This is a genomic window from Streptomyces sp. NPDC001068 (genome assembly GCF_042897315.1).
Taxonomy (GTDB): Bacteria; Actinomycetota; Actinomycetes; order Streptomycetales; family Streptomycetaceae; genus Streptomyces.
In genome coordinates this window covers 124411-150828 of the sequence record NZ_JBIAYD010000005.1, presented here as the reverse complement: position 1 = coordinate 150828, position 26418 = coordinate 124411, and the positions used below count along the sequence as shown (strand labels likewise).

19 protein-coding genes are annotated in these 26418 nt (G+C 73.8%); 1 reads left to right on the top strand and 18 read right to left on the bottom strand.

What is annotated here, in order from left to right:
- Positions 1-191: 191 nt before the first annotated feature.
- On the top strand, positions 192-3095 hold the full coding sequence (locus ACFY3I_RS15770) for a BTAD domain-containing putative transcriptional regulator (RefSeq protein WP_390861016.1): 2904 nt from the start codon (positions 192-194) through the stop codon (positions 3093-3095).
- Positions 3096-3110: 15 nt separating this feature from the next.
- Here ACFY3I_RS15770 and ACFY3I_RS15765 read toward each other — a convergent pair whose 3' ends face one another.
- Genes ACFY3I_RS15765 through ACFY3I_RS15680 form a run of 18 tightly spaced genes read right to left on the bottom strand, consistent with a single transcriptional unit; the run spans position 3111 to position 26383 of the window.
- Complete coding sequence (locus ACFY3I_RS15765) at positions 3111-6056, bottom strand: DUF4157 domain-containing protein (RefSeq protein ID WP_390861015.1); 2946 nt, start codon at positions 6054-6056, stop codon at positions 3111-3113.
- A 36-nt stretch (positions 6057-6092) separates the two neighbouring features.
- Positions 6093-8693, bottom strand: coding sequence for a VWA domain-containing protein (locus ACFY3I_RS15760; protein WP_390861014.1), 2601 nt, complete (start codon positions 8691-8693; stop codon positions 6093-6095).
- 12 nt (positions 8694-8705) lie between these two features.
- Positions 8706-10943 carry a DUF6519 domain-containing protein gene (locus tag ACFY3I_RS15755; RefSeq protein WP_390861013.1) on the bottom strand — a complete coding sequence of 746 codons (2238 nt, stop codon included), beginning with the start codon at positions 10941-10943 and terminating at the stop codon, positions 8706-8708.
- On the bottom strand, positions 10936-13014 hold the full coding sequence (locus ACFY3I_RS15750) for a hypothetical protein (protein WP_390861012.1): 2079 nt from the start codon (positions 13012-13014) through the stop codon (positions 10936-10938). Before ACFY3I_RS15750 ends, ACFY3I_RS15755 begins: the two co-directional genes overlap by 8 nt.
- A gap of 2 nt (positions 13015-13016) precedes the next feature.
- Positions 13017-14579 (bottom strand): baseplate J/gp47 family protein, encoded by a 1563-nt coding sequence (locus ACFY3I_RS15745; protein WP_390861011.1) that lies wholly within the window; start codon positions 14577-14579, stop codon positions 13017-13019.
- A gap of 10 nt (positions 14580-14589) precedes the next feature.
- The gene (locus ACFY3I_RS15740) at positions 14590-14949 is read right to left on the bottom strand and encodes a GPW/gp25 family protein (protein ID WP_365291654.1); all 360 of its coding nucleotides are present in this window, start codon (positions 14947-14949) and stop codon (positions 14590-14592) included.
- Positions 14950-14961: 12 nt separating this feature from the next.
- Positions 14962-15468 carry a hypothetical protein gene (locus tag ACFY3I_RS15735; RefSeq protein ID WP_390861010.1) on the bottom strand — a complete coding sequence of 169 codons (507 nt, stop codon included), beginning with the start codon at positions 15466-15468 and terminating at the stop codon, positions 14962-14964.
- A 3-nt stretch (positions 15469-15471) separates the two neighbouring features.
- Positions 15472-16119 carry a phage baseplate assembly protein V gene (locus tag ACFY3I_RS15730; RefSeq protein ID WP_390861009.1) on the bottom strand — a complete coding sequence of 216 codons (648 nt, stop codon included), beginning with the start codon at positions 16117-16119 and terminating at the stop codon, positions 15472-15474.
- A complete protein-coding gene (locus tag ACFY3I_RS15725; protein WP_390861008.1) occupies positions 16116-17198 on the bottom strand; it encodes a phage late control D family protein in 1083 nt (360 codons plus the stop codon). The genes ACFY3I_RS15730 and ACFY3I_RS15725 overlap by 4 nt, the downstream gene beginning before the upstream one ends.
- 11 nt (positions 17199-17209) lie before the next feature.
- Entirely contained in the window at positions 17210-17770 is a 561-nt protein-coding gene (locus ACFY3I_RS15720) for a hypothetical protein (protein ID WP_390861007.1), read from the bottom strand.
- Positions 17771-17776: 6 nt separating this feature from the next.
- Complete coding sequence (locus ACFY3I_RS15715) at positions 17777-18496, bottom strand: hypothetical protein (RefSeq protein WP_390861006.1); 720 nt, start codon at positions 18494-18496, stop codon at positions 17777-17779.
- Positions 18493-20643, bottom strand: a complete 2151-nt coding sequence (locus tag ACFY3I_RS15710; RefSeq protein ID WP_390861005.1) for an ATP-binding protein — start codon at positions 20641-20643, stop codon at positions 18493-18495. Before ACFY3I_RS15710 ends, ACFY3I_RS15715 begins: the two co-directional genes overlap by 4 nt.
- Positions 20640-21479, bottom strand: a complete 840-nt coding sequence (locus tag ACFY3I_RS15705; protein ID WP_390861004.1) for a DUF4255 domain-containing protein — start codon at positions 21477-21479, stop codon at positions 20640-20642. Before ACFY3I_RS15705 ends, ACFY3I_RS15710 begins: the two co-directional genes overlap by 4 nt.
- A gap of 13 nt (positions 21480-21492) precedes the next feature.
- The gene (locus tag ACFY3I_RS15700; protein WP_390861003.1) at positions 21493-22734 is read right to left on the bottom strand and encodes a hypothetical protein; all 1242 of its coding nucleotides are present in this window, start codon (positions 22732-22734) and stop codon (positions 21493-21495) included.
- Positions 22724-23584, bottom strand: coding sequence for a hypothetical protein (locus ACFY3I_RS15695; protein WP_390861002.1), 861 nt, complete (start codon positions 23582-23584; stop codon positions 22724-22726). Before ACFY3I_RS15695 ends, ACFY3I_RS15700 begins: the two co-directional genes overlap by 11 nt.
- A 10-nt stretch (positions 23585-23594) precedes the next feature.
- Positions 23595-24095 carry a phage tail protein gene (locus tag ACFY3I_RS15690; RefSeq protein ID WP_365291670.1) on the bottom strand — a complete coding sequence of 167 codons (501 nt, stop codon included), beginning with the start codon at positions 24093-24095 and terminating at the stop codon, positions 23595-23597.
- A gap of 31 nt (positions 24096-24126) precedes the next feature.
- Positions 24127-26070 (bottom strand): phage tail sheath family protein, encoded by a 1944-nt coding sequence (locus tag ACFY3I_RS15685; RefSeq protein WP_390861001.1) that lies wholly within the window; start codon positions 26068-26070, stop codon positions 24127-24129.
- A gap of 40 nt (positions 26071-26110) precedes the next feature.
- Complete coding sequence (locus ACFY3I_RS15680; protein WP_390861000.1) at positions 26111-26383, bottom strand: hypothetical protein; 273 nt, start codon at positions 26381-26383, stop codon at positions 26111-26113.
- Positions 26384-26418: the final 35 nt, after the last annotated feature.

Here is a 26418-nt window from a genome sequence, read left to right as displayed (position 1 = left end):
GCTCCCCGTACCACCGCTCCCCGCGTGCGGTGTGCCGCCGTGCGCGGACACTCTCCGCCCCAGCAGACTGAACTCCGCGCCATCAGACTGAAGTTCGAGTGTGGCTGAGAACGTTGTCGATAGGTTGTCGTGCGGCACGAGATTGTGTGCTCCGAGTGAAGAACGCCCGTGCGGGGAGTGTGGATGCCGTGGTGGAACTGCACCTTCTCGGTCCCGTGGAGCTCTCGGCGCGGGGCCGGACCGTCGAGGCCGGCCCGCCGCAGCGCCGAACGGTACTGGCCGCGCTGGCGGTTGACGCCGGACGGCCGGTTCCGGCCGACGTGCTGATCCGGCGGGTCTGGGACGCCGACCCGCCGGACGGGGCGCGGCGCGCGCTGCACGCCCATGTCGCCAGGCTCCGCCGGCTGTGCGAACAGACCGGGGAGACCGAGGAGTCCCGGCTGCGGCTGGTGCGCCGCTCGGCCGGCTACCTCCTGGAGGCCCGCCCGGACCAGGTCGACATCCACCGGTTCCGGCACCTGTCGGGCCGGGCCCGCGATGCGGGACTGCCCGACGATTCGCGGGCGGCGCTGCTGCGCGAGGCGCTCGGCCTGTGGCACGGTGAACCGCTGGCCGGACTCGGCGGGCAGTGGGCGGCACAGGTGCGGGAGGCCTGGCGGCGGCAGCACGTGGACGCCGCGGTCGCCTGGGCCCGGGTGGAATCACGTGTCGGCGACCCGCTCGTCGTGATCGGCCCGCTGACCGAACTCCTCGACGCCTACCCGCTGGTGGAGCCGCTGACCGGGGCGCTCATGCGGGCACTGCACGCCGTCGGCCGCAGCGCGGAGGCGCTGGACTGCTACGCCGCACTCCGCAAGCGGCTGGCAGAGGAACTGGGCACCGATCCGGGTGCCGAGCTGCGCGAGGTCCACCAGGCGGTCCTGCGGGGCGGCCGGGCCGGGTCCGCCGCGGCACCGGCGGTGCGGACCCGGGTCGGCACCGCCGCCGAGGCCCGGCCGACACACCGGTCGGGGCCGGCGCCCTGGCCCGGCGCGGTGCCCGGCCAACTCCCCATGGGGGTGAGCGGGTTCACCGGACGGGGTGAGGAACTCGCCCGGCTGGAGGACATCCTCCGGTCGGCGGCGGACCAGCCGTCCGCCGTGGTGATCACAGCGGTGTCGGGCACGGCCGGGGTGGGCAAGACCGCGCTCGCCGTGCACTGGGCGCGCCGCTCCCAGCAGGCTTTCCCCGACGGCCAGTTGTACGTGAACCTGCGCGGGTTCGCGCCCGGCGGATCGGTGATGAGCCCGGCGGAGGCGGTACGGGGATTCCTGGACGCCCTGGACGTGCCGCCGGCCCGTATCCCGGCCGGACTCGAGGCACAGGTCGGCCTGTACCGCAGCCTGCTGGCGGGACGCCGCGTGCTGGTGGTGCTGGACAACGCCCGTGACGCCGAACAGGTACGTCCCCTGCTGCCCGGGGCGCCCGGTTGCCTGGCGCTCATCACCAGCCGACGGTCCCTGACCGGCCTCGCCGCCACCGAGGGGGCGCAGTTGCTGACCGTCGGCATGCTCACCCGCGGTGAGGCGCGGGAGTTGCTGATCCGCCGGCTGGGCGCGGCCCGGGTGGACGCGGATCCGCGCGCCGTCCGCGAGATCGTCGGCCGGTGCGCGGGCCTGCCGCTCGCGCTGGCGATCGTCGCCGCCCGGGCCGCCGCCCAGCCCGGTCTGCCGCTCGCCGCGCTCGCCGAGGAGTTGCGCCGGGCCGACGGGCGCCTGGACGCCCTGGACGGCGGGGAGGCCAGCAGCGAGGTACGGGCGGTGTTCTCGTGGTCGTACCAGGCGCTCGGCGCCGACTCGGCCCGGCTCTTCCGATTACTGGGGCTGCACGCCGGCCCCGACGTCGCGCTGCCGGCCGTGGCCGCGCTGGCCGGTCTGCCGGCCGCCCGCACCCGGGTGCTGCTGGCCGAACTGGTCCGCGGACACCTGCTGGCCGAGGAGCCCCCCGGCCGCTTCACCTTCCACGACCTGCTGCGCGCCTACGCCGCCGAACTGGTCCGCGCCCACGACGGTCACGACGACCGCCGCGCGGCGGCGCACCGCCTGCTCGACCATTATCTGCACACCGCCCACCGGGCGGACGCCCTGTTGACCCCCCGGCCGAGCCCGACCCCCCTGCCTCCCGCCCAACCGGGCAGCCCGGCCGAGGAGTTGACCGACCACCGGCAGGCACAGGCCTGGTTCGCGACCGAGCACCCGGTGCTCCTCGCCGCCGTGGAGCGGGCGTCCGCCGACGGCTTCCCCGGCCACACCTGGCGGCTGGCCTCAGCACTCACCACGTATCTGGACCGGCACGGCTACTGGCGGGCGCTGATCGCCGCGCACTCCACGGCGCTGTCCGCCGCCCGGCGCGCGGGCGACGAGGCCGGGCAGGCCGAGGCCCACCGGGGCGCCGGGCTCGCCGAGGACCGGCTGGACCGTCCCGACGAGGCCCGCCGTCACTATCTGCGCGCTCTGGAGCTGTTCGGGAAGGCCGGCAGCCATGCCGGGCGGGCCCGCATCCACCAGCATTTGTCCCGCATGTCGCAGGCGCAGGGCCGGCACCACGAGGCGCTCGGCCACGCGCACGACAGCCTCGCCCACCACCGGGCCGCCGGTGACCGCGCCGGGCAGTCCGCCGCCCTGAACCACATCGGCTGGATCCTCGCCCAGCGCGGCGACCACCCGCAGGCCCTGACACACTGCCGGCAGGCCCTCGAGCTGGCGCTGGAGACCGGTGACCTCAACGGGCAGGCCCACATCCAGGACAGCCTCGGCTACATCCACCACCGGCTCGGCGAGCACGCCGAGGCCGTCGACCGCTACCAGCAGGCCCTGGACCTGTTCCAGCGGACGGGCGACCGGCACGGCGAGGCCGGCGGACTGCTCTGTCTCGGTGACATCCACGACACCATCGGCCGTCCGTACCCGGCCCGTGCCGCGTGGACCCAGGCCCTGGCCATCACCGCCGAACTCGGCCTGCCGGACACGGATCCGCTGCGCGCCCGGCTCCTGGAGCGGCTCGGTCCCACGCGGACCGGCGCCGAGACCGCGCGGCGGGGCCCGGCACCGGGCTGAGGCCGGACCGCAGGCTCAGAAGCCGGTGACACGGCCGCCTCCGTTCGGGCTGTAGTCGGCGTTGATCTGGCGGATCTGGACCCGGCCGGCCGCGAAGGCCTGCCGTACGGCCGCCTCCAGGACGGGATCCCCGAGGCCGAGGCGGCCGGGGGCGATGGCGGCGGCGACCTCCGCTCCCCAGGTGACGGGGATCGCGGTCGCGGGGGTGGGGAAGCGGCCCGTCGTGGAGAGCTTGGTGTCGTTGACGTAGATCGTGATGTCGCCCGACGGGTCGACCGAGGCGGTGATGAAGTCGGGGCCCGACACGTTGGCGCCCAGCGGGGCCTGGATGCCGATCTCGCCGCGGTCCAGGGCCGCCCGCCAGGTGGCCGCCTCGGCCACGTCGGCGCGGGGTCCTGTGATCACCGAGGCGGCGGTCTGCGCCGACGCCGACCGCTGGCCGAGCACCTCGCCGGAGAACGGGTCGGTCACCTGCCGGGCCGGGTTGACGATGAACGCGCCGCGCGAGATCAGCCGGGCGGAGGTCGCGGGCGCCCGCCGGGTGGGAGCGGGGGGCGGGGGCGCCTGCGCGGCGCCGGACCGCCGGCCGCCCGACGGCGCGACCGCCGTCGGGGTGTCCTCCAGGCGCAGGGCGGGCACCGGGTCGGCGAAGCCGATCAGGGCACCGGCCACGGCCGAACGGGTCTGCCGGCCCGCGAAGTCGATGCCACGGCGCACGGACTGCCCGGCGCGGAAGGCACGTTGCTGGGCGCCTTCCCGGATTCCGGTGGGCCGCCCGGTCGTCAGGGCGCCGACCGCGAGCGCGGTGCCGCCCGCCAGCACGGACTGTTCCAGGTCGCCGGTCTCCAGGTAGGTGGCGCCGCCGCCGGCCAGGCCGGGCAGGCCGACGCCGACGGCCAGGCGGGCGGTCGGTGAGGACAGGCCCTGCGCGTAGCTGCCCGCGACGCCGCCGAGCGCGCCGAGGCCGAAGCCGGTGAGACCGGCCCGCAGTGCCGCGTCCGCGCGGCCGGTGCCCTCGGGCGGGGTGAGCAGGGCGCCGGTGACCCCGCCGAGGGCGTTGCCGCCGCCCTGGGCCAGCGCGCCGCGGCCGATCGACTGGAGCCTGGTCAGGCCTGTGGCGCCGACGCCGAGGGTGCGGGCCAGACCGAGGCTGGCGCCGCCGCCGACGCCGATGGAGACGCCCTGCAGTCCGACCCGCGCTCCCTCGTCCAGGCCGGCCGAGAGCGCGGCGCGGGCTCCGTGTCCGGCGGCCAGTTCACCGCCGGCGCCCGCGGTGAAGCCGAGGACCAGTCCCTCGCCGCCCACGACGGTGCCGGTGCCGGCGGCCGTGAGGACGGTCGCGGTGAGGCCGGTGGCGCCGAGGCCCGCGGCCCCGGCGGCGACCACCGGGGCCGCCAGGATCGCGCCCACGGACAGGGCGACGGTGAAGGCCAGATTGCGGGTGATCTCCAGACCGCGCACGATCGAGCCCGCCGCCGACACGGCGCGGTCGATGCCGTCGAGCACGGTCTGCTGGGCCTGGTCGGCCTGTTCCACGGCGGTGAGGACGGCGTCCGCCATGTCCACGAGGGATCCGCCGCGCGCCGCCGCCCGGAAGCGGCCGAGCGCCGCGTTGGACGCGGCCAGCGGGCCCAGTACGCGCGCCTGGAGCTGCACCGGCTCCTCGCGGCTGACGACGCTGACCAGGAAGCCGACCACCGGTTGTTCCTCGTAGTTGAGGCGCAGGTGCTCGTTCATGCGGAACTCGGTGGAGTCGTTGATGCCCCGGGCGCGGCGGGCGGCCTCCGCGAGCGAGGCCAGCACCTCCGCGCGTACCCGCTGGGCGGTCTCCAGGGGGAAGACGAGCAGCTCGCCCTCGTGGGCGACGTAGGCGGAACCGGGGACGGCGTCGTAGGGCCTGATCGACTCGACGATGCGCAGGTTGGCGAGGACACCGGCCCGGTCCTGGGTGCCGGCGGGTGCCAGGGCCCGGGCGAGGCGGGCCTGTTGGCGCTGTGCGCCGGCACGGTCCAGGTCGGCGGCGACGGCGGGGGCGAGGAGCGCGAGTTCCCGCAGGAGGGTGGCGCGGTCGGCGCGGCTGACGTCGGGTCCGCGCAGCCAGGCCGCGATGCGGTCGGCCTCGGCGCGGATCTCCGCGGGATCGGTGAGCGGGGTGCTGGCCCGGTCCCGCAGCGCGTGCGGGATCTCGGTCTCGGGGAGTGCCGGTTCGGGGGCGGGAGCCGGGGTGCCGCGGCGGCCGCGGCGTGCCGGCGCGGGGCGGGCCCGTGGGCCGGCCGGGGTCAGGGCGGATGCCCGGGCGGCGAGTTCGGCCTGGATGGCGGCTCTGGCTTCCAGTATCCGGTCGACGTCGGGGGTCGAGGCGATCTGCCGGCTCAGCCATTCATCGACGGCGCGTGCCTCGTCGACGAGGTCGGACAGCCCGTAACGGCGGACGTCCGGGGTGGTGGTCAGCCAGTCCTCGGGGGCCCAGGCGACGTAGGACGCCCCCGTGCCTGCCAGGGCCGTCGCAGGGGCGCCGCGGCCGGCCGCGGCGGCCTGCCGTTCGGCTTCGCCGGGGTCGGCGGTGCCGCCCGCGCTCTGCTGGGCGGCGTGCACCGCCTCGTGGACCAGCAGCTCCTGGGGGATGTCCTGGCCGGGCCCGGTGGCGATGCCGATGTCGCGGCCGAAGGTGAAGCCGGCGGCGCCCGCCGCCCGGGCCGCGACCCGGACCCCGGGCCCGGTGTGCACCCGGATGTCGATGGGGACGGGGCCGACGGCCCGCTCGGCGGCGGCCCGGGGGCCGGCGCCGAGCGGGGTCCCCGGGCCGTCCAGCGCGCGGACGGCCTCCGCGGCGGCCGCCAGCGCGCCGTTGCCCACGGCGCGCCGTAGGCCGGGTGGGGCCGGGGCCGGGGCCGGAGGCCGGTGGGCGGGATCGCCCGCCCTGGCGTGCGCGGGCTTGGGTGCGTTCTGCTGCTCGAACACGGTCGGCCTCCGTCCCTGGTCGTGCCCTGTGGTCGGTCAGTCCGTGAAGCCCTGGAGGCGCTTGCGGACGTCGATCGTCGGCAGCACCACCTTGGCGGCGCGGACCACGAGCGCCGGCGACTGGCGGTTCGTGTAGAGGACGACCCGCTGGTAGGTGCCGTCGGTCTGGACCGGCGCGGGCTGGTGCTGGAGGACGTGCTGGAAGGTGCCGTCGCTCAGCGACCAGATGACGGAGTCGTCCTTGCCGGGGCCGAGGTCCTCGCCGCGGGCGTCCTGCGGGGTGATGACGACGAGGGCGGCGAGCAGTCCGCTCGGGTCGTTGTGCAGCCGGGTCACCTTGATCTTGGTGGCCTTGCGGTCGACCTTCACCCCGGCGAACGTCGAGGTGCTCAACTGCCGGGTGAACGTGTTGCCGTTGGTGTCCTGCCCGGTCACGGACAGGTGCCAGGTGTAGGTGCCCTCCTTGAGGACCTGGGCGAAGGTGTTGGTGTAGTTGCCGTTGCCGTCCGGGTCGGAGAGTTCGTCGGTGCCGTCGACGAACAGGCCGCCGGTGGGGCAGTTGCGCGGCAGCTGGTGCCACTTCCTGTGGGCCAGCAGGGTGCCGATGCGTGCCTCCATCCAGGTCGGCTCGTCCCGGTCGTCGTGCGCGGCGTCCGTCGGCACGGCGCCGAGGGCGGTGAGCTGTTCGCCGAGACCGACGGCGGGCGCGTCGAGCACGGCCTTGACGGTCGCGCCGGTGATCGGCTTGTCGTCCTGCCGGATCCGCACGGTCAGGTTCATCCGGTCACCGGTGAGGTACGCGGACCGGTCGAGCTGTATGTCGGCCAGCAGGTGCAGGTCGACGTAGGCGAGGACCTGGCCGGGGGTGAGCGGTTCGGCGGTGGAGGGGCCGGAGCCGTGGATGACCCGCCAGTGGATGGGCTCGCCCTGCGCGAGGGCGGGGAGTTTGGCCACGGACGTCGCGCGGTCCGAGGCGGTGGAAAGGATCGTGATGGGCTCGGGGAGGTAGGACGAGCCGTCCCAGCGGGCGAGTTGGATCGTGCCGGTGAAGAGGGTCTCGCCGTCCGGCGGGGTCACCGCCAGCACCAGGCGGTCGGCGTCCGGCTCGGTGGACAGGTAGACGGCGGGCACCGCGCCGTCGGGGTCCGGCACGCCGGTGGTCGGGGTGGTCTGCTTGACCGGCAGGTTGACGGTCTGGGCGTTGGCCAGCATCTCCCCGAAGGACTGGGCCAGTTCGCTCGGGTTGGAGACGAGCGCGAACCGGCCGGCGCCGAAGTTCGCGAGCTGGTTCAGGACGTTCTGGTCGGCGGTGGGTCCGAGCGCGATGGTGGAGAGCTTGCAGCGGCCGGAGTCGAGCACGGCCCGGCGCGCGGGCCGGGAGTTGACGGCGTCCTGGAAGGAGATCGCGCCGTTGACCGCCGAGGACGGCACCAGGGCGGTGGTGCCGCTGTTCTCCAGGCCGTCGGTGCACATGATGATGGTGAACCGCTGGTCGGTGATGGTCCCGGACGCGGCCAGCAGGTCGATGGCGGCGATCAGGCCGTCGCCGATCGGCGTGTTGGTGCCGGGGACGCCGAAGTCGAAGGCGGGGTCGTCGATGGCGGCCACCGCGGCGGGCAGCGGTGTCAGCGGGAGCAGGGTCTGGATCCGGCTCGAGGGGGCACCGCCGCGGAATCCGGCGACCTCGTCCTCGAAGGCGATGACGGCCACGCGGTCGTCGGTGTTCAGGTTCTCGCGCAGCCCGTCGAAGAGGTGGATGAGGACCCGGCAGGCGGTCTTGGCGTTCTCGAAGCGGTTCTCCGACGCCATGCTGCCGGAGCGGTCGAGGACGAGGACGATGTCCTGGACGCGCTGGGCCACGGTCGTCCTCGCGGGGGCACTCGTACTGCGCAGGAGGTCGGTGTAGAAGCCCGCCGAGTCGGTGAGCGAGGTGGCGACGGTGAAGTCCAGCGGCACGGGCTCGTAGACACCCGGGGTGTGGATCGTCAGCGCCGGGGTGGTGGTCTTCGTGTCGGTGGTGATCTCCAGGACGGGCGCGGCACCGGTGTACGACCACTGGTATTCGGCGGCCAGGGTGATCCCGGAGGGGAGGGCACCGGCGACGGTGTGGGTGGACACGGCGCCGCCGGCGTTGAGGTCGACCGGCTGCAGTTCCAGCGCGTGGGCCGGCACGGTCAGCGCGGCCACCGGGTCGACGGCCAGCCAGTTCACCTCGACGTTCCCGCTCGACAGGCTCAGTGTCCAGGTCGCGGGGACGTCCGCGGAGGCACGCAGTTCCCAGCGCTCCTGCGGGGCGCTGCCGTTGCCGCTGCTCTCGTCGATGTTGACGGAGAGGGTGGCGGTGCCGCCCGAGACGGAGGGCTGGCTGATGGGGACGGAGTAGTGGGAGACGTTCCCGCCCGCCGGGAGGGGCACGGGCGCGGTGCGTCCGATGTAGGTGCTCGCGGGCTCGGGCGTCTGGGTCATGTGGACCAGGGACAGGGACAGTCCCGGCAGGCCGTCCGGGTAGGTGAGGGTGAAGCCCTGCTCGTCCAGTGCGTTGATGTCCGCCTCGAACACGGCGACGAAGGCGGAGGAGTCGGAGATGGTGTAGTTCGGCTGGTTCGCCGTGATCGGACTGACGGACGGTACGGACATACGGGATTCCCCCTAGATGGCGGTGATGATCTGTTTGGCGTAGACGTCGGCGTCCCCGGTGCGGGTACTGACCCACAGCAGCCACAGGCCCAGGTCGGGCACGAGGAAGGGATGCGGACTGAGGTTGGCCTGTGCGCCCGTGACCAGGCGCTGGGCGGCGGTCCAGGTGCCGCCGATGACGGTCCGGCGGCGCAGCACGAGGTCGCTGCCGCCGCCGGCGGCCGGCCTGTTGCTGACCAGGTAGACCGTGCCGTCCGCGTCGCGTACGGCGGCGGGTGTGGCGTCGGCGGCGTCGGAGTCGGGCACCCTGGTCGAGCTCCAGGTGCCGTTGTTGCCCGAGACGACGGTCAGACCGGTGCCGTCGTCGTAGAGGACCAGGACCTCGGTGCCGCTCAGCGCCAGGACGAAGACGGAGAGTTCACCGGCGGCGGCGACGGTCGTCTTGAGGTCGATGACGGGCGGGTCCTGCGGGTTGGTGGTCGTCGGCACCGGGTTGAAGCGCAGGATCTGGAGATTGGCGCCGTCCGCGTAGGCCACCCACACCTTGCCGTCGGCCGAGGCGGCGTGCAGGTCGCGCTGGGTCAGGCCGGTCGCCGACAGGGCCACCGGCGCGACGTCGAGGAAGACGTTGTCGGTGTGCCGGTAGCGCCGGTAGAACCACTGCTTGAGGGTGGAGCTGCTCTGGTGGGTGAAGAACACGACCTGGTCCCCGGCGAGCGCCGCGCGCACCCGCTGGTCCGACACGGGGCTCGCGGTGGCGGCCACCTGCTGGGCGGTGGCCGCGCCGAGGCCGGCCAGCGGGCCGCGTTTCATGAGCACGTCCGTGCCGGGTCCGTCCAGGAGCCCGTTCTGGTAGGCGACGACGAGGTCGCCGCCGGGCAGGGCCACCGCCGCGGGCTCGATGTTCTGGCCGTCGGTGGTGACGGGCGGGGCGAGGGAGAAGCCGAGTTCGGGGTGGGAGGGGTCGAGGCGGGCGACGAGGATCTGGTTGGTGCCGGATCTCGGGGACTGCCAGACGGCGACCAGTCCGCCGGCCGCGTCGACCACGCTGGCCTTGTTCAGGAGGTCGGACTTGTCCCCCGGTGACACCGAGATCTCGGGGCTGGGCGGGAGCCGGCCGGCCAGCAGCGCGTTGATCGCGTCGCGCAGGCTGACGCGGGGCCGGTCGAGGCCCTTGCGGTAGTCGTCGGCGGTGGTGCCGAGGACGTCGTCGACCAGGGTGGACGGTGGCATCTGGAGGTTGCGCGGGCGCAGGTCGGTGAGGGCGGCCGGCCGGACGGCGGGGGTCGCGGCCTGCCGGGTGAGGCGCGCCAGGGGCAGGTAGGCGTGGCCTGTGAGGTGGTCGGTGTCCCCGGCCGCCGGTGCCTGGGTGGCGCCGGGCCGGACCCGTACCGTCCATTCCCGCCGCACCCGTACGCAGGTCTCGACCCCGACCAGCGGGTCTACGAGGGTGTCGTCCTCGGCGGCCGTGACCTCCCGGTCCCACAGGTCCAGGTAGACCAGGTCGGAGCGGGTGCCCGAGGTGGGGGCGGCGATTTCGGGGACGACCGGGACGCCCCAGGCCGCGGCCAGCGCGGTGTTGGCGTACAGCGGCTGGGAGCTGTAGGCGGTCCGGCCCTCGTGGACGGCGTCCCGCCCGTCGGCGAGGCAGCGCCCGGCTCCCTCGGGGGTGCCGTCGCCGCCGGTGACGAAGAAGTCGTCGCCGGTGCCGGCCGAGGCGGACACCCGGTTCGCGGCGGCGTTGACGACCGCGGCCACCTCGGCGGCGGTGGCGGCGGCGAGGTTGGCGAAGCCGCTCGCGGTGAACGTCACCGTCTGGGGCGCCGCCCCGTTCGCCGAGATCACCAGGGTCATGCCGGGCGTCAGCGCGAACGGCTGGGCGGCGTCTCCGGTCAGGCGCGCGGGGGCCAGGCCCCGGGACGCCTGCCGGTTGACGGCGGTGAAACCGAGGGCCGCGGCGGCGGTGGAGGCGCCCAGGTCGACGGCGACCGAGGAGTCGAGGGTGCCGGTGGCCGCCGGGGAGAGCCGGACGGTGCCTACTCCGCCGCCCGCGGCGGCCTGGATGCGGAACCCGTCGTTCCCGGCCGGTACGCCGTCGCCGACGAACCACTTGAGGAACGCCTCGACCTCGAAGCGCCGGATGTCCTCCAGTTCGTTCCAGTCGGCGTCCACGAGGGGGACGCCCTGCTGGAGCCGGACGCCCACGTAGTGCTTGACGCGGTCGAAGGTGCTGCGCGAAAAGTCACCCACGGTGACCCCCTCCCCGGGCTGTGCGGCCGGGGCCGCTGGACGGTGGTGTGATGAGGACCGGTCGGGTGCTGACCGGGACGAAGTCCGCGAGGGTGCCGGCGAGCCGGGTGGCCGCGGCGGCGATCCGGGCGGGATCGGCGGTGTCGGGGGTGAGGAAGAGCCCGACCGTGTCCCGGGCGATCCGGTCCGCGTCGGTACGGGTGCCGCCGGACCCGGTGTCGTAGGTGTAGGTCTGGAAGTCCTCGTAGGTGCCGCGGCGTTCGCGTTTCGCGGTGTCCCTGGTGTCGACGCTGGTGGTCCCCGCGTAGCGGTGGTCGAGGGTGCGGGTGGCGCCGAACTCCTCGCTGACGTACGGGACGGACTCGTTGGACCGGTACGTCAGCAGGGTGGCGGTGCCGGTGTGCACGGCCAGCGGGCCGCGGCGCGCGTAGGGATCGCCGATCACCTGCCGGGGGGTGTCCCAGGCGAGGGTGGCCGGTGTCAGGCCCGCCCGCAGGATCGACCAGCCGCCCTGCCGGGTGGAGGACCAGAACACCTCGACGGTGCCGTCCGGAGCGACGAGGGGCGCGGGCTGGCGGTCGTGGAAGTCGTCGGTGGTTCTGGGCAGCGGCCGCACCGGTGACCAGTCGGCCGCGGCCGGGTCGAGTCCCTGCTTGACGCGGTACAGGACGCTCCACCGGCGCCGGCCGTCCGCGCCGGCCGGGTCGTGCCGGGCCCAGAACAGCCAGAGCCGTCCGGCGTCGGCGGTGGGGTGCAGGACCACGCACAGGTCGTCCTCGACCCGCGGGTCCTGGCCGCCGTCGAGCGGGAAGGCGGCGGGCGTGGTCAGCTGCCAGGCCGTGCCGTCGTGCCGGTTGTAGCGCAACTGCCAGACCCCGCAGAGCCGTTCCAGCCAGAACAGCCACAGGCCGCCGCTGCCGTCGGCCACCGCGGCCGGCAGCCGGCGCTCGGCCGCCGGGTCGCCGAACACGGCCGGCGCGCTCCACCGGGTGCCGGTGCGGGTGGCGAAGGAGATCCGCCAGTGCCGCTCCCCGGGCGGTTGCGCCGGGTCGTAGGTCTGCCAGAACAGCCACAGCGTGTCGCCCTGGCGGGCCGCGGCCGGGTTCTTGTCGGCGGTGGGTCCGTCGGTGACCGGCAGGCTCGGCTGCCAGGCCCCGTCGGCGAACCGCTTGGACCAGATGTCCCAGCCGTGCTGACGGCGTGTGTGGTAGAGGACCAGCGTCGAACCGTCGGTCTCCTGGACGGCGGCCGGGCGGCCGTCGTGGGCGAAGTCGAGCGAGGCGAGGGCCGGTGTGCTCCAGGTGCCGGTGGAGTCGCGCAGGGCCGACCAGAGGTTCAGGCGTTCCGGGCGGTTGCTGCGGGCGACGTTGTGGACGAACTCCTTGGTGCGGTTGGTCCAGCCGGTGACCCGGGCGACGGTGGCGTCCAGCGCGGGGACGCTGCCCGTGGTGCGGTAGAGGCGGGGCGCGTGGCGGATCTCGCCCCGCTGGGCGGCGACCGGCAGGCCGTGGTCGGTGTGCCAGCCGATCCACTGGGCGAGCAGCGGCAGCAGTCGGCCGTCCACCCGCTCCAGGTCGGCGAGGCGGAGGGCGGCCCGGCCCAGGCTGTAGAGCCGGTCGAGTTCGGCGCCGGGCAGGTCGAGGAACCCGCGCAGCTGGCCGGGGTCGGTGTCCAGGGCGGGTCCCGGCCCCCTGCGGGCGGGGGGCCGGTCGGCGTCGTAGCGGCGGTACAGCGCGGGCAGCAGGCCGTAGAGGCGGTCGGCGAATCCGTACGGTGTCACGGCCGTCGCCGAGGCCACGTTGTGCGGGTCGGGGTCGTACGCCCGCGGGTTCCCGGTGTAGGGGAACAGCGCGTAGTAGTAGACGTGTTCGCCGCGCAGGCCGTCGTCGGTCGCGGTGGTGAGTGCGGTGCCCTCGGCGACGGTGGTGCCGTCGTCCGGGTCCGCCGGGTGGGTGCCCTCGCGGCGCACCACGCGTACGCCTGCCGGGGCCGCCCCGTCCGGGTAGGCCCAGGTGAGGTCGATGCGGTTGCCGTCGGAGTGGCCGGTGGCGGAGATGTCGAGCAGGCGCACGGTCAGCCACCCGCCTGTTCGATCAGGACGACCTTGAGGCCGCTCGCGTAGTCGGCGTCGGTCGGCACCACCGGTACCTCGTTGGGGCCGAGGGTGATGGTGCCGTGCGGTTCCACGGCGGGGAGGGGGCGGTCGCCGCGGCGGAACTCGGTGATGTTGACGAAGACCACGCCCGGCACGCTCTGGCTGTCCTCGTAGAAGCGGCTGAGGTAGACGCTCTGCTGGAAGTCGACCCGGTCGAAGGCGAGCAGGTCGGCGGCGGCCCGCTGGACCGCGGCGACGACGTCGGCGGGGACGTGGAAGCTCTGCACCGCGATCTCGGCCGTGACGAAGACGGGAACGTAGTCGACGTCGGCGATCTCGACGATCTGGCTGAGCATCCGCTTGTCCTCGAAGTAGCCGGTGAGGCCGGCCGCCAGGACGTCGCTGACCTTGCCGCCGCCCTCGGGGGCGACGTAGAGGGTGATCTCGTTCCAGCCGGTGGCGGCCGCGCGCACCTTGCCGACGCCCTTGTAACTGAGCGCGAGCGCCTCGAAGTCGGGTGCCGTGACGGCCCGGCGCAGCGAGCGGAAGACGGCCGGTGCCTGCCGGACCGCGTGCGCGATGTCCTCGCGTTCGGCGCCGCCGGTGGCGGGCAGCGGGTTGGTGATCTGCGCGCCCAGCAGGGCGAGTTGCGGAGCGTCGGCGATCGTGTCCACGGCTGCCGCGGCCACGTTGCCCGCCGATCCGCCGCCCACCCGGTAGGTCGCCGTGATCCGGGCGCCCTGGCGCGGTACCGAGCCGAAGGCGCCGTCGCCGAAGACCACGGTGGCGCGGTCGTTCTCGTCGACCTCGATGACGTAGTCGTTCTGCCCGGCCTGGCTGAAGGCGAGGCTCTCGCGGCGCGTCCACCGGTCGACGGTCCCCGAGAGGCTCGTCAGCAGCAGGACGTCCGTGTCGGCGGTCCCGGTCGCGGCCGGCCGGCCGAGCACGGCCCGGGGGCGGGCCAGCGGGAAACGCTGGTCGGGCGTGCCGTCGGAGATGCCGAGCACCTCGTCGGCGATCAGCCGTCCCTCCTGCACGGGCAGGCCGCCGAAGGTCTTGCGGCCGGTCGCCGCGTCGGCGGTCAGTGCGCCGAAGTCGATGGTCAGGGGCGCCTCGCCGGTGTACTCGAAGCGGACGCCCGGCCGGTCCTTCCGGCTCCTGGTGGCGAACGCGTCGCCCTTGGCGATCGTGACGACCGAGGCGACCGATCCGGGTACGGACACGGTCAGTTCGGTCGCCGCGGGAGCCGCGGTGTCGAGTTCGTAGCCGATCAGCCGCAGGTGGTCGATGACGCTGCGGCGGGTCCGCGCGGTGCTCAGGAAGCTCTCGTTGGCCACCCGGTCCTGGTAGTAGCTGAGGATGTCGCCGATGTGCGCGAAGAGTTGCAGCAGCACGTTCCCGAAGTCGGCCTCGTCGGTGAAGTCCGTCCACTGGGCGAGCTTGCGCGGGATCTGGTCGCGCATGGCCTGGAGCAGGCTCTCGTAGTCGCGGGCCATGTAGTCGATGACCGGCTGGCCGTTCACCTGCGCTATTTCCACCATCGTGTCGCCCTTACCTGAAGTGGACCCGGAGCGCCTGCGGAGCCAGGTCCTTGCGTCGTACGTAGGCCACTTCCACGGTCAGGGCCTCCTCGTCGGAGCTGACGTCCACTCCGCCGACCACGAGCAGGTCCCCCAGCCAGCGGGTGAGCGCCGCACTGACGGAGAACTCCACGGCGGCGGCCGTGATCGGGTCGGCGGGGTCGAAGACGAGGTTGAACAGGCCGCAGCCGAACTCGGGTTGGTTCACCCGCTCCCCCGGTGCGGTGAACAGCACCTGGATCACCTTGCCGCGCAGCTCCGCGTCCTCCCCGGCGGGCCGGATCGCTCCCGAGGCGTCGACACCGAGCGGGAATCCGAATCCCGTCGCCATGTGTTTCCTCCCTCACCCGGAACACGTCACGAAGTCCTGGCCGTTGGCGGCGACCGTCGAGCCGGCGGGGGTGCCGAGGCCGTCGCAGGTGTCGACGGCGTCGCCGTCGAGGAGCACCCGGACACCGCCGACGGTGAGCAGGGCGCTGCCGGCCGCGCTGTTGGGGACGCCGGTGCCCAGCGGCGTGTCGGTGATCTGGAGGGTGGCCGGGGTGGGGGTGACGGCGACCGTGCCGGGGCCGGGCACGAAGTCGCCGCCCGCGGGGCCCGCGTGTCCGCCGCCCGGCGCGTCCTCGCCGGGATCGAGGCCGCTGCGGCTGGTGACCAGGGCCACCGGTAACCCGCCGATCGTGACGAACGTGCTGAGCGCCTCGGTGACCGAGCCGCGGTACGCGTAGTCGCCGGTGCCGGTGTAGGGGGCGGTGGGCGGTGGCGGGGCGGGGTTGGGTCCCAGGCCCTGGACGTGGTGCCGGTCCGTGCCCCGTACCGGGTCGCCCTTGACGACGAGGAGGTGTCCCATGGCTCAGCCCTTCGTGAAGTCGATGCTGTCGCAGACGATCCGGACGGGCTGTCCGGGAGCGTCGATGGTGAACGGCACGGCGGCGTGCAGGGTCATCGCGCTGTCCGTGAGCTCGATCCGGTTGCCGGTGGCGTCGGTGATCCGGACGCCGTCCGCGGTGAGGGTGATCAGATGGCCCTTGCCGCCCTCCCGGACGACGACCGACTCCGCGCCGTCCTTGTCCTCGAACTGGAGGGTGTGTCCCTTGAGGGTCTTGATGATCTTCCGGGTGGGCGGGTCCTGGACGTCGGACTGCTCGGTGCCGTCGGTGTTCTGCGGCCTGGGCAGTCCGCTGACCGCGTCCGGCGCGGTCCAGTAGGAGCCGGCCCAGATCGGGAACTCCGGGTCGCCCTCCTCGAACTCCACCCACACCCCGGCCAGAACCTCGGGCACGAAGAGGAACCCCTGGCCGGCGGCGCCGCCGTAGGGCGCGCAGGGGGCGGCCCAGCCGGTGACGACGTCGGGGCCGAGCACGCTGGGCACGCTGACCTTGAGGCGGCCCAGCCGGGAGGGGTCCTCGTTGTCGCGCACGATGCCCCGGTACTTGCCGTAGAAGCGGCGCTCGACCTTGTCGGCGAGGTCGGCCACCACCCGCTCCAGTTCCGCCGTCATGACACACCCGCCGGGCCGCCGAGGGCGTTGCGTCCGACCCGGAAGTGCTGGGTGTAGCTGTCCTCGCGGAAGCGGTGGGTGACATGGGTGACGAAGTAGGTGCCGCTGTGGGTCCTGCCGACGCCGTTGACGACGACGGTGCGGCGCGGCAGCAGCACGCTGCCGTACCGGTTGGCGGCGACCTCGCCCTCGCCGGTGACGAACCACTCGCCGCGGTCGTGCAGGGACTGGCAGATCGCCTCCATCTCGGGGGCGCCCGTGGCGACGGCGCGGGCGACGGTCACCTGGCCGGGCGTCAGACCGGGGGGCAGGAGGTCGGCGGGCCGCCGGACGCCGAGGGCCCGCTCGCGGCCCGGCGTGGACCGGGCCTGCAGCAACTCGCCGGTGGTGTGGTCCAGTTGGGACATGTTCACGTCCGCCGGGGTGAGCGCTTCGATCTCCAGGCTGAACCGGTCGACGTTCGTCCGGGGGCCGGCGTGCACGTTGAGCGGATCCTGTACGGGCTCCCCGAGTTCGGGCGGCCGGAAGTAGCCGGTGTCGCCGTCCACGAAGCACTCGTAGCCGTTGCGCAGGGCGAGCCGGCGCAGGAACCGGATGTCGGTCTCGCGCTGGACGATGGTCGAGGTCTCCTCGTGGTGCACCACCGAGGTGTCGGCCACCTGCGGGATCAGGCGCGCCTGCTGGAAGACCAGGGTGGCGATGTCGCTGTCCTTCATGTTCGGCCAGGCCTTCAGCACGTCCGTCCGGTCCATGAGCACGCTCGCGTCCATCCCCCACACCTCCAGCCGGCACTGCTCCATGCCCGGGCCGAACTCGGGGCGGATGTGGGTGATGTGGCCGGTCAGCAGCTTCCGCGCGTCGTCCTCGAGTCCGGCGGTGACGGCGACCTCGTGCCACAGGGCGAACCGTCCGTCGTCCAGGTGGGTCCACGAACCGTCCGCGTTCGGGCGCAGCGCCACGGTCATCCGGAACAGGCCGGCCAGTTCGTCGTCGAGTTCGATGTCGAGGCCGATCAGGTCGCACTTGAGGTCGGAGGCCTCGGCGCCGTCGATCTCGATCAGCAGGTGGTCGTTCTGCACGGCCGGCCCCCTCAGCTCACCGGTGGCGGGACGACGACGGGCCGGCCGAGCCGTCCCTGTTCCACCGGGGCGCCGACGGCGAACCCGGTGGACCTGATCACCTCGGACAGCGCCGGCGCGTCGACGCCCGCCCGCACATGCGTCACCACCACGGCCCGCTCGGCCTGTTCCAGCACCGCGCCGCCGGGTTGCGGCACGAGCGCCACGTCGTCGACCACGGTCACGTCGTCCACCCCCACCGTCCTGCTCAGGGTGTCGATCAGCAGGGCCCAGGGCGGGTCTCCGGGGCCCGCGGTGAGAGGGAAGCGGTGGGTCACCAGCGGTCCGCCGTCCAGCAGGTCCAGGGGGGAGAGGAAGTCCGGGTTGGCGTCGCAGATCTGCCAGTACCACAGGGGCCGGCGGTAGTAGGCGAACGCCAGCTGGTCCAGCCGGTCGCCGCTGTCGACGGTGTGGGTGAAGGTGCCGGTGGCCCGGGCCGGCGGCCGGAAGTCCTTGGCCGCCACCACCCGGCCGCGCGCGTCGTCCACCGCGATGTCGGGCACCGCGAGATAACGGGAGAGTCTGCCGAACACGCCGCCTCACCCCGGGACCACGACGTTGGCGGCGGCGGTGGCGTTGGCGACGTTGAGCGCCGACATCGCCTCGACCATGGCCTTGGAGTACAGGTAGGGCACGCTGTTCCCCTCGATGACGGTCAGGTTCACCGACACCGTGGCCCGCACCGGGTCGAGGCCGGCGCTGAACTCCGTCTCGGTGATGTTCATCGCGGTGATGTTCACCGGGAGCACCCGCTTGCGGCCGAAGACGAAGAGGACCAGCGGCGGGTTGGGGCTCCTGCTGAAGCTGAACCCCTCGGATCTGCCCAGCAGCGCGTCGGCGGCCCGGCCCAGCAGGCTCTCGTCCTTCGGGTACACCATCAGTTCGAGGGTGGAGATCTGCGGGGCGATGCCGAACCGCTCGGCCACCGCGTCCCGGTCGTCGAGCCTGTCGGTGGCGTCCAGGCGCAGGTCGAAGGCGATGGTCTGGTCCTGGACGTTCACCAGCTGCTGCCGCTGGAGCTCCAGCAGGTCGGAGAAGTCGCCGCGGCACTGGCGCAGGGTGCGCTGGGGCACGGCGGCCGGCGCGGCACCGGCCGGGGCCGCGGCGGGTACCCCGGGGAACGCGTAGGTCAGCGCGTGGTTGCGGGTCAGCTGTACGGGGTTGAACTGGAACACCACGGTCAGCGGTGGCACGCTCAGCCCGAACTCCACGAAGGCGCCCCGCAGGATCCGGGGCTTGTTCGGAAAACCGTCGGTCATGACTCCCTCGTCTCCGCCCAGAGCTTGCCGATCTTGTCGAACTCCCTGCGGGTGGCCCGCAGGATGTGCGGCCGCCCGATGCCGGTCCCCTCGGCCGCGGCCAGGAACGCGGCCTGGAGCACGATGTTCCTGATGTTCGCGCCGGTCACCGCGAACTCCCTCGCCAGCCGGGCGAGATCGACGTCCGCGGCCAGCGGGGCCGTGGACGGCAGCAGCGTCCGCCAGATCCGGTGGCGGTCGTCCGCCTCGGGGAAGGGGAACTCCACGACGAACCGGATCCGGCGGGTGAAGGCGTCGTCGATGTTCTGCCGCAGGTTGGTGGCGAGGACGACGACGCCCTCGTACTCCTCGATCCGCTGGAGCAGGTAGCTGGTCTCGATGTTGGCGTACCGGTCGTGCGCGTCGGACACCTCGGTGCGCTTGCCGAACAGGGCGTCGGCCTCGTCGAAGAAGAGGATGGAGTTGCCGGTGCTCGCCTCGGCGAAGATCCGCGCGAGGTTCTTCTCCGTCTCGCCGATGTACTTGCTGACCACCCCGGACAGGTCGATCCGGTGGAGGTCGACGTCGAGTTCGTGCGCCAGCACCTCCGCGGCCATGGTCTTGCCGGTTCCGGGCGGGCCGCTGAACAGCGCGCTGAGTCCGGTCCCATGACCCATGCGGGCGCCGAACCCCCAGTCCTGCAGCACCAGTCGGCGGAAGCGGACCTGGTCGCAGATGTCCCGGAGCTGGGTGATCCGGTCGGCGGGCAGGACCAGGTCGTCCCAGCCGCGGCGGGCGGCCGTCCGGCCGGCCATGGGCCCGAGCGCGTGCCGCGCCTGGCTCCGGCAGGCCGCGAAGACGTCGGCGAGGGTCAGCGGGCGGGCGGCCGGCTCCATCCGCCGCCGGTCGTCGGCCAGGCGGACGGCGGCGGCGATCCGCGCGGCGGGCAGCCGGTGGCGGCCGGCCAGTTCGGCCGCCCAGTCGGCGGCCTGCCCGGTGTGCGCGGCGAGGCTCTCCCGCCAGAGCGCGGTGCTGCGCGGCAGGTCCGGCAGCGGTACCTCCAGCGAGTGCACGGGCAGCGGTGTCGCCCGCACGGGCCAACGGGATCCGCCGGTGAGGAAGACCGGCAGCCCGTGGTCGGCGACCGCGTCGGTGAGCGTCCGCAGCAGCGTGCGGTTCTCCTTGGACAACAGGGCCTCGGCGTGGGCGAGATGTACGGCAGCGCCCCGCAACAGGGCTTCGCGGAAGACCAGTCGCAGCAGCCCGGATCCGTCCGGTCCGGTCAGGGTCGCGGTGTCGGCGCTGACCAGCGGACGCTCCAGCCGGGCGCCGACGTGCCGGACCAGGTCGACCCGGCCCTCTTCGTCCGGCCCGTGCAGATGGCAGACCAGGGGCGGCACGCCGGGCTCCCGGCGGTGGGCGGCCAGCCGCAGCAGACGGCCGGCGAGCGCCTCGTCCGGTGCGTGAGCGGGCGCCTCGTCCGGCTCGTCCGGCCCGGACACGGTGACGTGGCCGGTCAGCCGGGCGTCCGGCTCGTCGGAGCCCAGCAGGAACGCGCGGATCCGCGGATCGAGGACCAGGAACCGGGCGAGATCCGACGAGCCCGAGGGACTTCCCGGGTCGTCGACGGTGCGCAGGATGCCGTACCGCGTCAGGGGGGCGCCGGCCGAGAAGGTACCGCCGCGGATCCAGCGCTCCCGCTCGCTCGCGCACAGCAGGTCGAGGACCAGGTCGACGCTGGGCCTGCGGCGCGTGATGTCGTCCTGGAGGTAGGCGTACAACCGGTCGTACCTGCGGCGCAGTTCGGGCGCCAGACAGACGACGACGGCACCGAGTTCCACGGGCGAGAGACCGAAGATCCTGCCGAGAGCGGCCAGGGGCGGTTCGGCGCCCTCCCGGACGCTGTCCCGGACTCTGGAGTCGATCCCGGCGGAGAGCAGCTTCAGGGCGAGAGCGTCGGCCGCGGCCCCCGCGCCGCTCCCGGCGTCGAAGCCGTCGGTGAGCAGCAGGTCGACCTCCGCGCGGGTGATGTAGACGGTCCGGTCCAGCTGGGCCCGCGGGTACGCCTCGTTCTGCAGGTCGGCCGTCCTCAGCCGCAGGGCGATCAGCAGGTCGAGCCGGCGGAGTTCGTCCGCGAGGTGTTCGAAGGTGTCCTGGTAGGCGGTCACGGCGTCACCTCGTAGAGGAAGGTGCGCCGGTACAGCCGGGCGACGTCCACCCGCACCTCGTACAGGCCGGGCAGCAGGTCGTCCGGGACCACGGCGGTGAAGGTGTCGCCGGGCAGGGCGGCACCGGAGGACACGGTGCGGTCGCCGACCTGCACGGTGGCGGCCCGCCGGGCGAGGTGGACACCGGTGAAGGCGAGCGTGGTGCCGGCCGGGCCCGCGGCCGGGGTCATGGCGGTGACCTCGGGCAGGTCGAGCGGGGCGCCGACCTGGGGGACGCCCACCTGGCGCACCCGGCCGGGCAGCGGCTGCCGGGCGGCGGGCAGCCGGTCCAGCTGCACGGTGGACACCTGGTAGAGGACGGAGAGCCGGAACGGCTGCGAGAACGTGGTCCAGATCCGGCTCAGTTCCTCGGGGTCCAGGGTGTCGCCGGCGATCTGGAGCCGTTCGCGGGCGTCGGTGAGTCCCGGGTCCAGGTAGCCGGAGGGCACGACGGCGTTCTCGTAGAGCACCCGCATGGCCTCGCCCAGGAGTTGGTGTGCGGCGGCGTTGCCCTCCTGCGGGTCGTTGGGCGCGTAGGGGGTCAGCAGGTAGGACATGGTGAGCGACAGGGGCGCCGGGACGAGTTGGTTGGGGGTGCCGGGGCGGACGGTGAAGTCCTGGTTCTTCAGGTAGGGGTTCTCGGCGACCTTGTAGAGGAAGAGGTTGATCCGGCGGGTGCCGCTCTGCTCGTCCGGCGCGAGGATCGTGACGTCGGGGGCGGGGCTCAGCCGCATCTCGCCGATCAGCAGGTTGCGCAGGGACGCGCTGACCATGCCGAGCGCGGTGGAGGCGCTCATCGCACGACTCCGTTCATCGCACGACTCCGTTCAGCAGCCGGCCGAGGTGCCGGCGCTGCCAGAAGGCCGCCTCGTCGGCCGGCGCTGCCGGGGCGCGGACCACCAGGACCTGCGGCGGGGCGGGGGCGGCGGCGGTCGCCGCGGCAGGCGGGGGCGCGGGGACGGCGGGGGCGGGGTCGGCGGGTTGCGGCCGAGGGGGCGCGGCGGACGGGGTGCCGGTCCTGCGGTACGGCGGCTCGGTTCGGTGCCGGGGTGACTCGGGCCAGGGCCCGGACGCGTCCTCGTCGCCGTTGCGTCGGGGCGCCGCCTGGGCCGGGGCGGTGGTCGCGACCGGCCGGCGGTCGGGCAGCGCGCGGGAGGGGGCGCGCACCGCCCGGCCGGGCACCGGCGGTTCGTCACGCGGGCCGTGCGTCGGGGGCTGGGCCGCCGTCCGGCGGGCGCCGGGCCTGGGTGCGGCCCGCGGAGTGCGGGGGCGCGGGTCCGGTGCCGGTGCGAGGGCTTCGGGCTGTTCGGAGGGTGCGCGCGCTTCCGTCGCCTCAGGCACCTCGGGGGCCGATGCGGTGGCCGGGCCCTGCGGTGCGTGGAGGTGATGCCGGGGTGCGGGCGACGGCGGGCGGTGTGGTCCGAGGAGTGGAGCCGCCGGTGTCGGCGGGCGGCTCTCCTCGGTTCGCGCGGCGGCCGCCGACGCGGGGTGCTGTCGAACCGGTCCCGGCTGGTTCCGGGAGCCGGAGGCGGCCGGAGGCCGACTGCCCCCGGGGATGACGAGGTCGGTGACGACCGGTCCAACCGGCGCACGGGAGCGCGCGGTTGTCGCCACCGCGTCCTCGGGCGCCGTGGAGGCGGCGGCCGCCGCGGTCCTCATGGCCTCCGGGGGCGCCGTGGCCGCCGTGACCTCCAGGGGCGCGGCGGTCGTCGTGGCCTCCGAGGGCGCCGCGGTCGCCGCCCTCGCCCGCCTCGGAGCACGGAGCGGGTCAGCGGACCCGGCCGGCCCGACCGGGTCCCCGCCCATGGTCTGCGCGGGGGCGTCGTACTCGGCGCCGGGCCGGCCCAGCAGGTCGTCCCAGCCCGAGGGGGCCGTCGGATCGGCCGCGTGCTCGTGGACGTAGCGGAAGGAGCGCCGCTGCTCCGGCGGTGCGAAGCTCACCCGTACGCCCGTGTCCTCGGGCAGTCCGAGCAGGACGCGGACGCCGGCGCGGTGCCGGAAGGGGCGGGCGCCGTCGGCCAGTACCGCGTACGCGTAGTCGTCAGGTGCCACCGTTGAGCACCTCGATCGCGTCGGCGAGCACGTCGATGTACGTGTGCCGTCTGTCGCGGGTCATGGCCATGATCTCGGTCTCGCTCCAGTGGTAGTGGTAGGCCAGGTAGTGGACTTCGCGGTACAGCGCGCCGGCGTCGGTGCGCAGTTCGCCGAAGAAGAAGCGGTGGACGTCGAAGGGGGCCAGGAAGGTACGGCCGCACTCGGGGCACTCGGCCTCCAGCGTCTGCTCGACCGAGGGCGCCCGCTCCCGCATGGCCTGCTCGACCTCGGCCCGGACGGCCACGGGGAGCGCGGCCACCGCCTCGCGGCCGGGCGGGCCGTCCTGCCCGCCGATCCGCAGGACACACCTGGCGAGCAGCCCGGTCAGCGTCTCGGCCTCGTTGACCGCCAGGTGGTCCGAGAGCTCCTCCTGGTCGGCGCCCGTGGGCAGCCGGAAGGCGATCTCGGTGCCGTCCGACGCCGTGATGGTGTGGGCCGGCGCCCGCTCCCGCGCCTCCTCCACCGGCACGCCGTCGATCGAGAAGCCGATCGACACCCGCCGCCCGCAGTCCGGCCAGGGGCAGACCAGGTCGGCCGCCACCCGGTCGCCGAAGGTGGCCCTGCGCAGGCGCAGCAGCAGGTACTGCCGGTCGGCCACCAGCAACTGCCGGGTCACCTCCGGCGGTACGGGACTGATGTCGCCGAGGCGGGCCAGGCAGCGGCTGAGCACCTCGGTCACCAGCGCCGCCGGGTGCGCGGCGTGGGCGCCGGCGAGCAGTTCCTCCTCGCGGCCGGTCAGGGTGGCCAGTTCGAACTCGCGGTGCAGCCGTCCGGCCCGGTCCCAGTAGCCGCCGGGAAGCACGCCCATGGGGAACCCCTCAGCTCTCCTTGAGCTCGGTCACCGAGGTGTCCCGGGCCCAGCCCTCGTTCTCCAGCCGGATGGAGCTGATCATCACGGCGTTGCCGCCCGCGTCGAGTTCGGGCAGCGCCTGGTACTCGGAGACCCAGCAGCGGTAGACGTTGTACGCCAGCACCTTCTGGCCGCCGAGGTTGTAGACCTCGATCGCGATGTCCTTGCGGAAGGTGGCCAGGGAGATCGCCGCGTCCCCCTGGAAGTTGTTCACCTTGTTCGCCCAGTCCTCGAAGGTGGTGTCGTGGGTGACGCCGGCCTCCAGGGTGATCTGGGCGTGCTGGGTCTTGCCGGGTATCTGGTGCGGTCCGCTGGCGTCGCCGCCCTCGTACCAGGAGGTGACCTCGGTGGTCCGTTTCAGGGGGCTGCACTTGTTGAGGCCCGCCACGTACTGGCCGTCTATCTTGATCTTGAACCGGAACCCCAGGTACGGGTCGAACCGGTTGCTGTTGACAGTGAACTTGGGCATCGGCCCTGCTCCTTATGTTGTTCGTCCGCGGTCACCCGGACGCCAGGCCGGCCTGCTGGCTGATCTTCACGACGACGAACTCGGCGGGCTTCAGCGGTGCGAAGCCCACGAGGACGTTGACCACCCCGGCGTCGATGTCGGCCTGCGTGGTCGTCTCGGCGTCGCACTTGACGAAGAAGGCCTGAGCGGGGGTGGCGCCCTGGAACGCCCCCTGGCGGAACAGGGTGGTCATGAAGGAGCCGATGGACAGCCGTAGTTGCGCCCACAGGGGCTCGTCGTTCGGTTCGAACACGGCCCACTGGAGGCCGTTGTAGATGCTGACCCGGAGCATGATCGCGGTGCGGCGTACCGGCACGTACCGCCACTGCGGGTCGGCGGTGACGGTACGGGCGCCGAAGGCCACCACGCCGACGCCGGGGAAGCGGCGGATGACGTCGATGCCCCGCGGGTTGAGGTTGCCGTGGTCGACGTCGCTCAGTTCCGCGCCGAGGCCGACGACCCCGTTGAGCCCGGCCTCGGTGCCGGCCGGTGCCTTCCACACGCCGCGGGCGGCGTCGATGCGGGCGTAGAGACCGGCCACGCAGCCGGCCGGCGGCAGCAGTACCGGGTCCGCCGAACGGCCTGTGGGGTCGGGTGACTTGACCCACGGGAAGTACAGGGCGCCGTAGGAGTTGGAGGTGGTGAGCCTGGAGCGGAAGGCGGTCGCGTCGGCGACGGTGTCGTCGGTGCGGCCGGTCTCGGCGATGTAGAAGACGTCCTGGAGCGGTCGGCCGGCGCAGTAGGCCATGCCCAGATCGGCCATGGCGGGCGAGCTCTCCCCCGGCACGGCCAGCAGGCTGAAGTCGGTGACGTGGTCGAGGCGCGGGAAGGCGGCCGCGAACGAGGACTCGGTCAGGTCCGCGACGCCGTCCGAGCCGCGGGTGGTCCTCGTGACGGGTGCCGCGATCCCGGCGTCGCCGACCTGGAGCAGCTGGACGGCGGCGGGGCGGCGGGGCGCGATGCCGTCCTCGGAGCGGCCGCCGGCGGCGTCGCCGAGCCTGAGCAGTGCGGTGGCGTCGTGCGCCGTCGCCGGCTGTACGCGTACGGAGGAGGTGACCGCGGTGGTGCCCGACTGGAGCACCAGCCGGGACTGGGACCCCACGGTCTCCGCGGTGCAGGAGAACCCGGAGAAGGCCGCCGTGTCGGTCGAGGCCTTCCTCTTGACCAGCGCGCGGACCGCGGTCTGGACGGCGGCGGCCACATCGGTGAGCGTGGTGACCGTGCCCGTCGCCGTGGGCAGGGTGACCGGCTGGTAGCCGTCGCCGTCCAGGGAGATCCGGAAGGCGAGGTCGGTGCCGAGCGGCAGGGTCGGGCCCGGGCCGCCGCGGTGGACGCCGCGCTGGGTGCCGTTGTTGGTGGACAGCACCTCGGCGTCGATCAGCCCCGACGTCTGTCCGACGACGTCGACGACGTAGGCGGGAGACGCCGGGTCCATGCTGAGGTTGTCGAAGATCTCGAGCGCGGGCAGGTCCTGCGGGCTGTCCGGCAGTACGGCGGCCTCGGTCTGCCGGCGGACCGTCAGTCTGAAGAGGTTGCCGGGGTCCAGGGTGGCGTCCTCGATCTGGAGCAGCAGGCTGTTGCCCCAGTCGCCCTTGTTCTTCGCCGAGAAGGTCATCCCCTCCGCGGCGACGGCCGCGCGGTTGTTCACCGTGACACTGGCGACGGCGGCGTCCGAGCGGGTGACGCGCACGACGTAGCACTGGCGTCCGCCGTTGGCGAAGTACTGGAACACGGCGTGGGCGAGGTAGCTGTCCGCGATGAACGAGCCGTGGACGCGCTGGAAGTCCGTCCAGTTGGTGACCAGGCCGGCGCCGGTGTCCGGACCCATCTCACTGAGGCCGACGAACGCGGCCGTCGACGTGCTGGCGGTGTCCAGCGGCCTGACGCCGCCTGCCACCTCCTGGACATAGACACCCGGATAGCTCGGGGTCGGCATGGTCGTCTCCTTGGTGAGTCGAAGCCTGGGGTGGCCGCCGTCATCCGGCGGGGTCGGCGGGTTTCCTGGGGCGCCGGTCCTTCGCCGCGCCCGCGCCCGCCTCCTGGGCGGCGGGGGTCTCGGGCCGGTCGCCGGCCTCCTCGACCTCGATGTCGCCGCGCCTGCGCAGGGTGTCGACCTTCGCGTTGTCCGCCACCTCGGTGTCGCGCAGTTCGGCCGACCACCGGCCGGGCGACAGCCGGACGGTGCGTCCGCTGTTCAGCGGGACCAGGACCGGGCCCGATGCCAGCAGACTCCTGATGCGTACGGTCATGTGCTTCTCCTCCCGGGGCCGCCGGCGAACAGCCG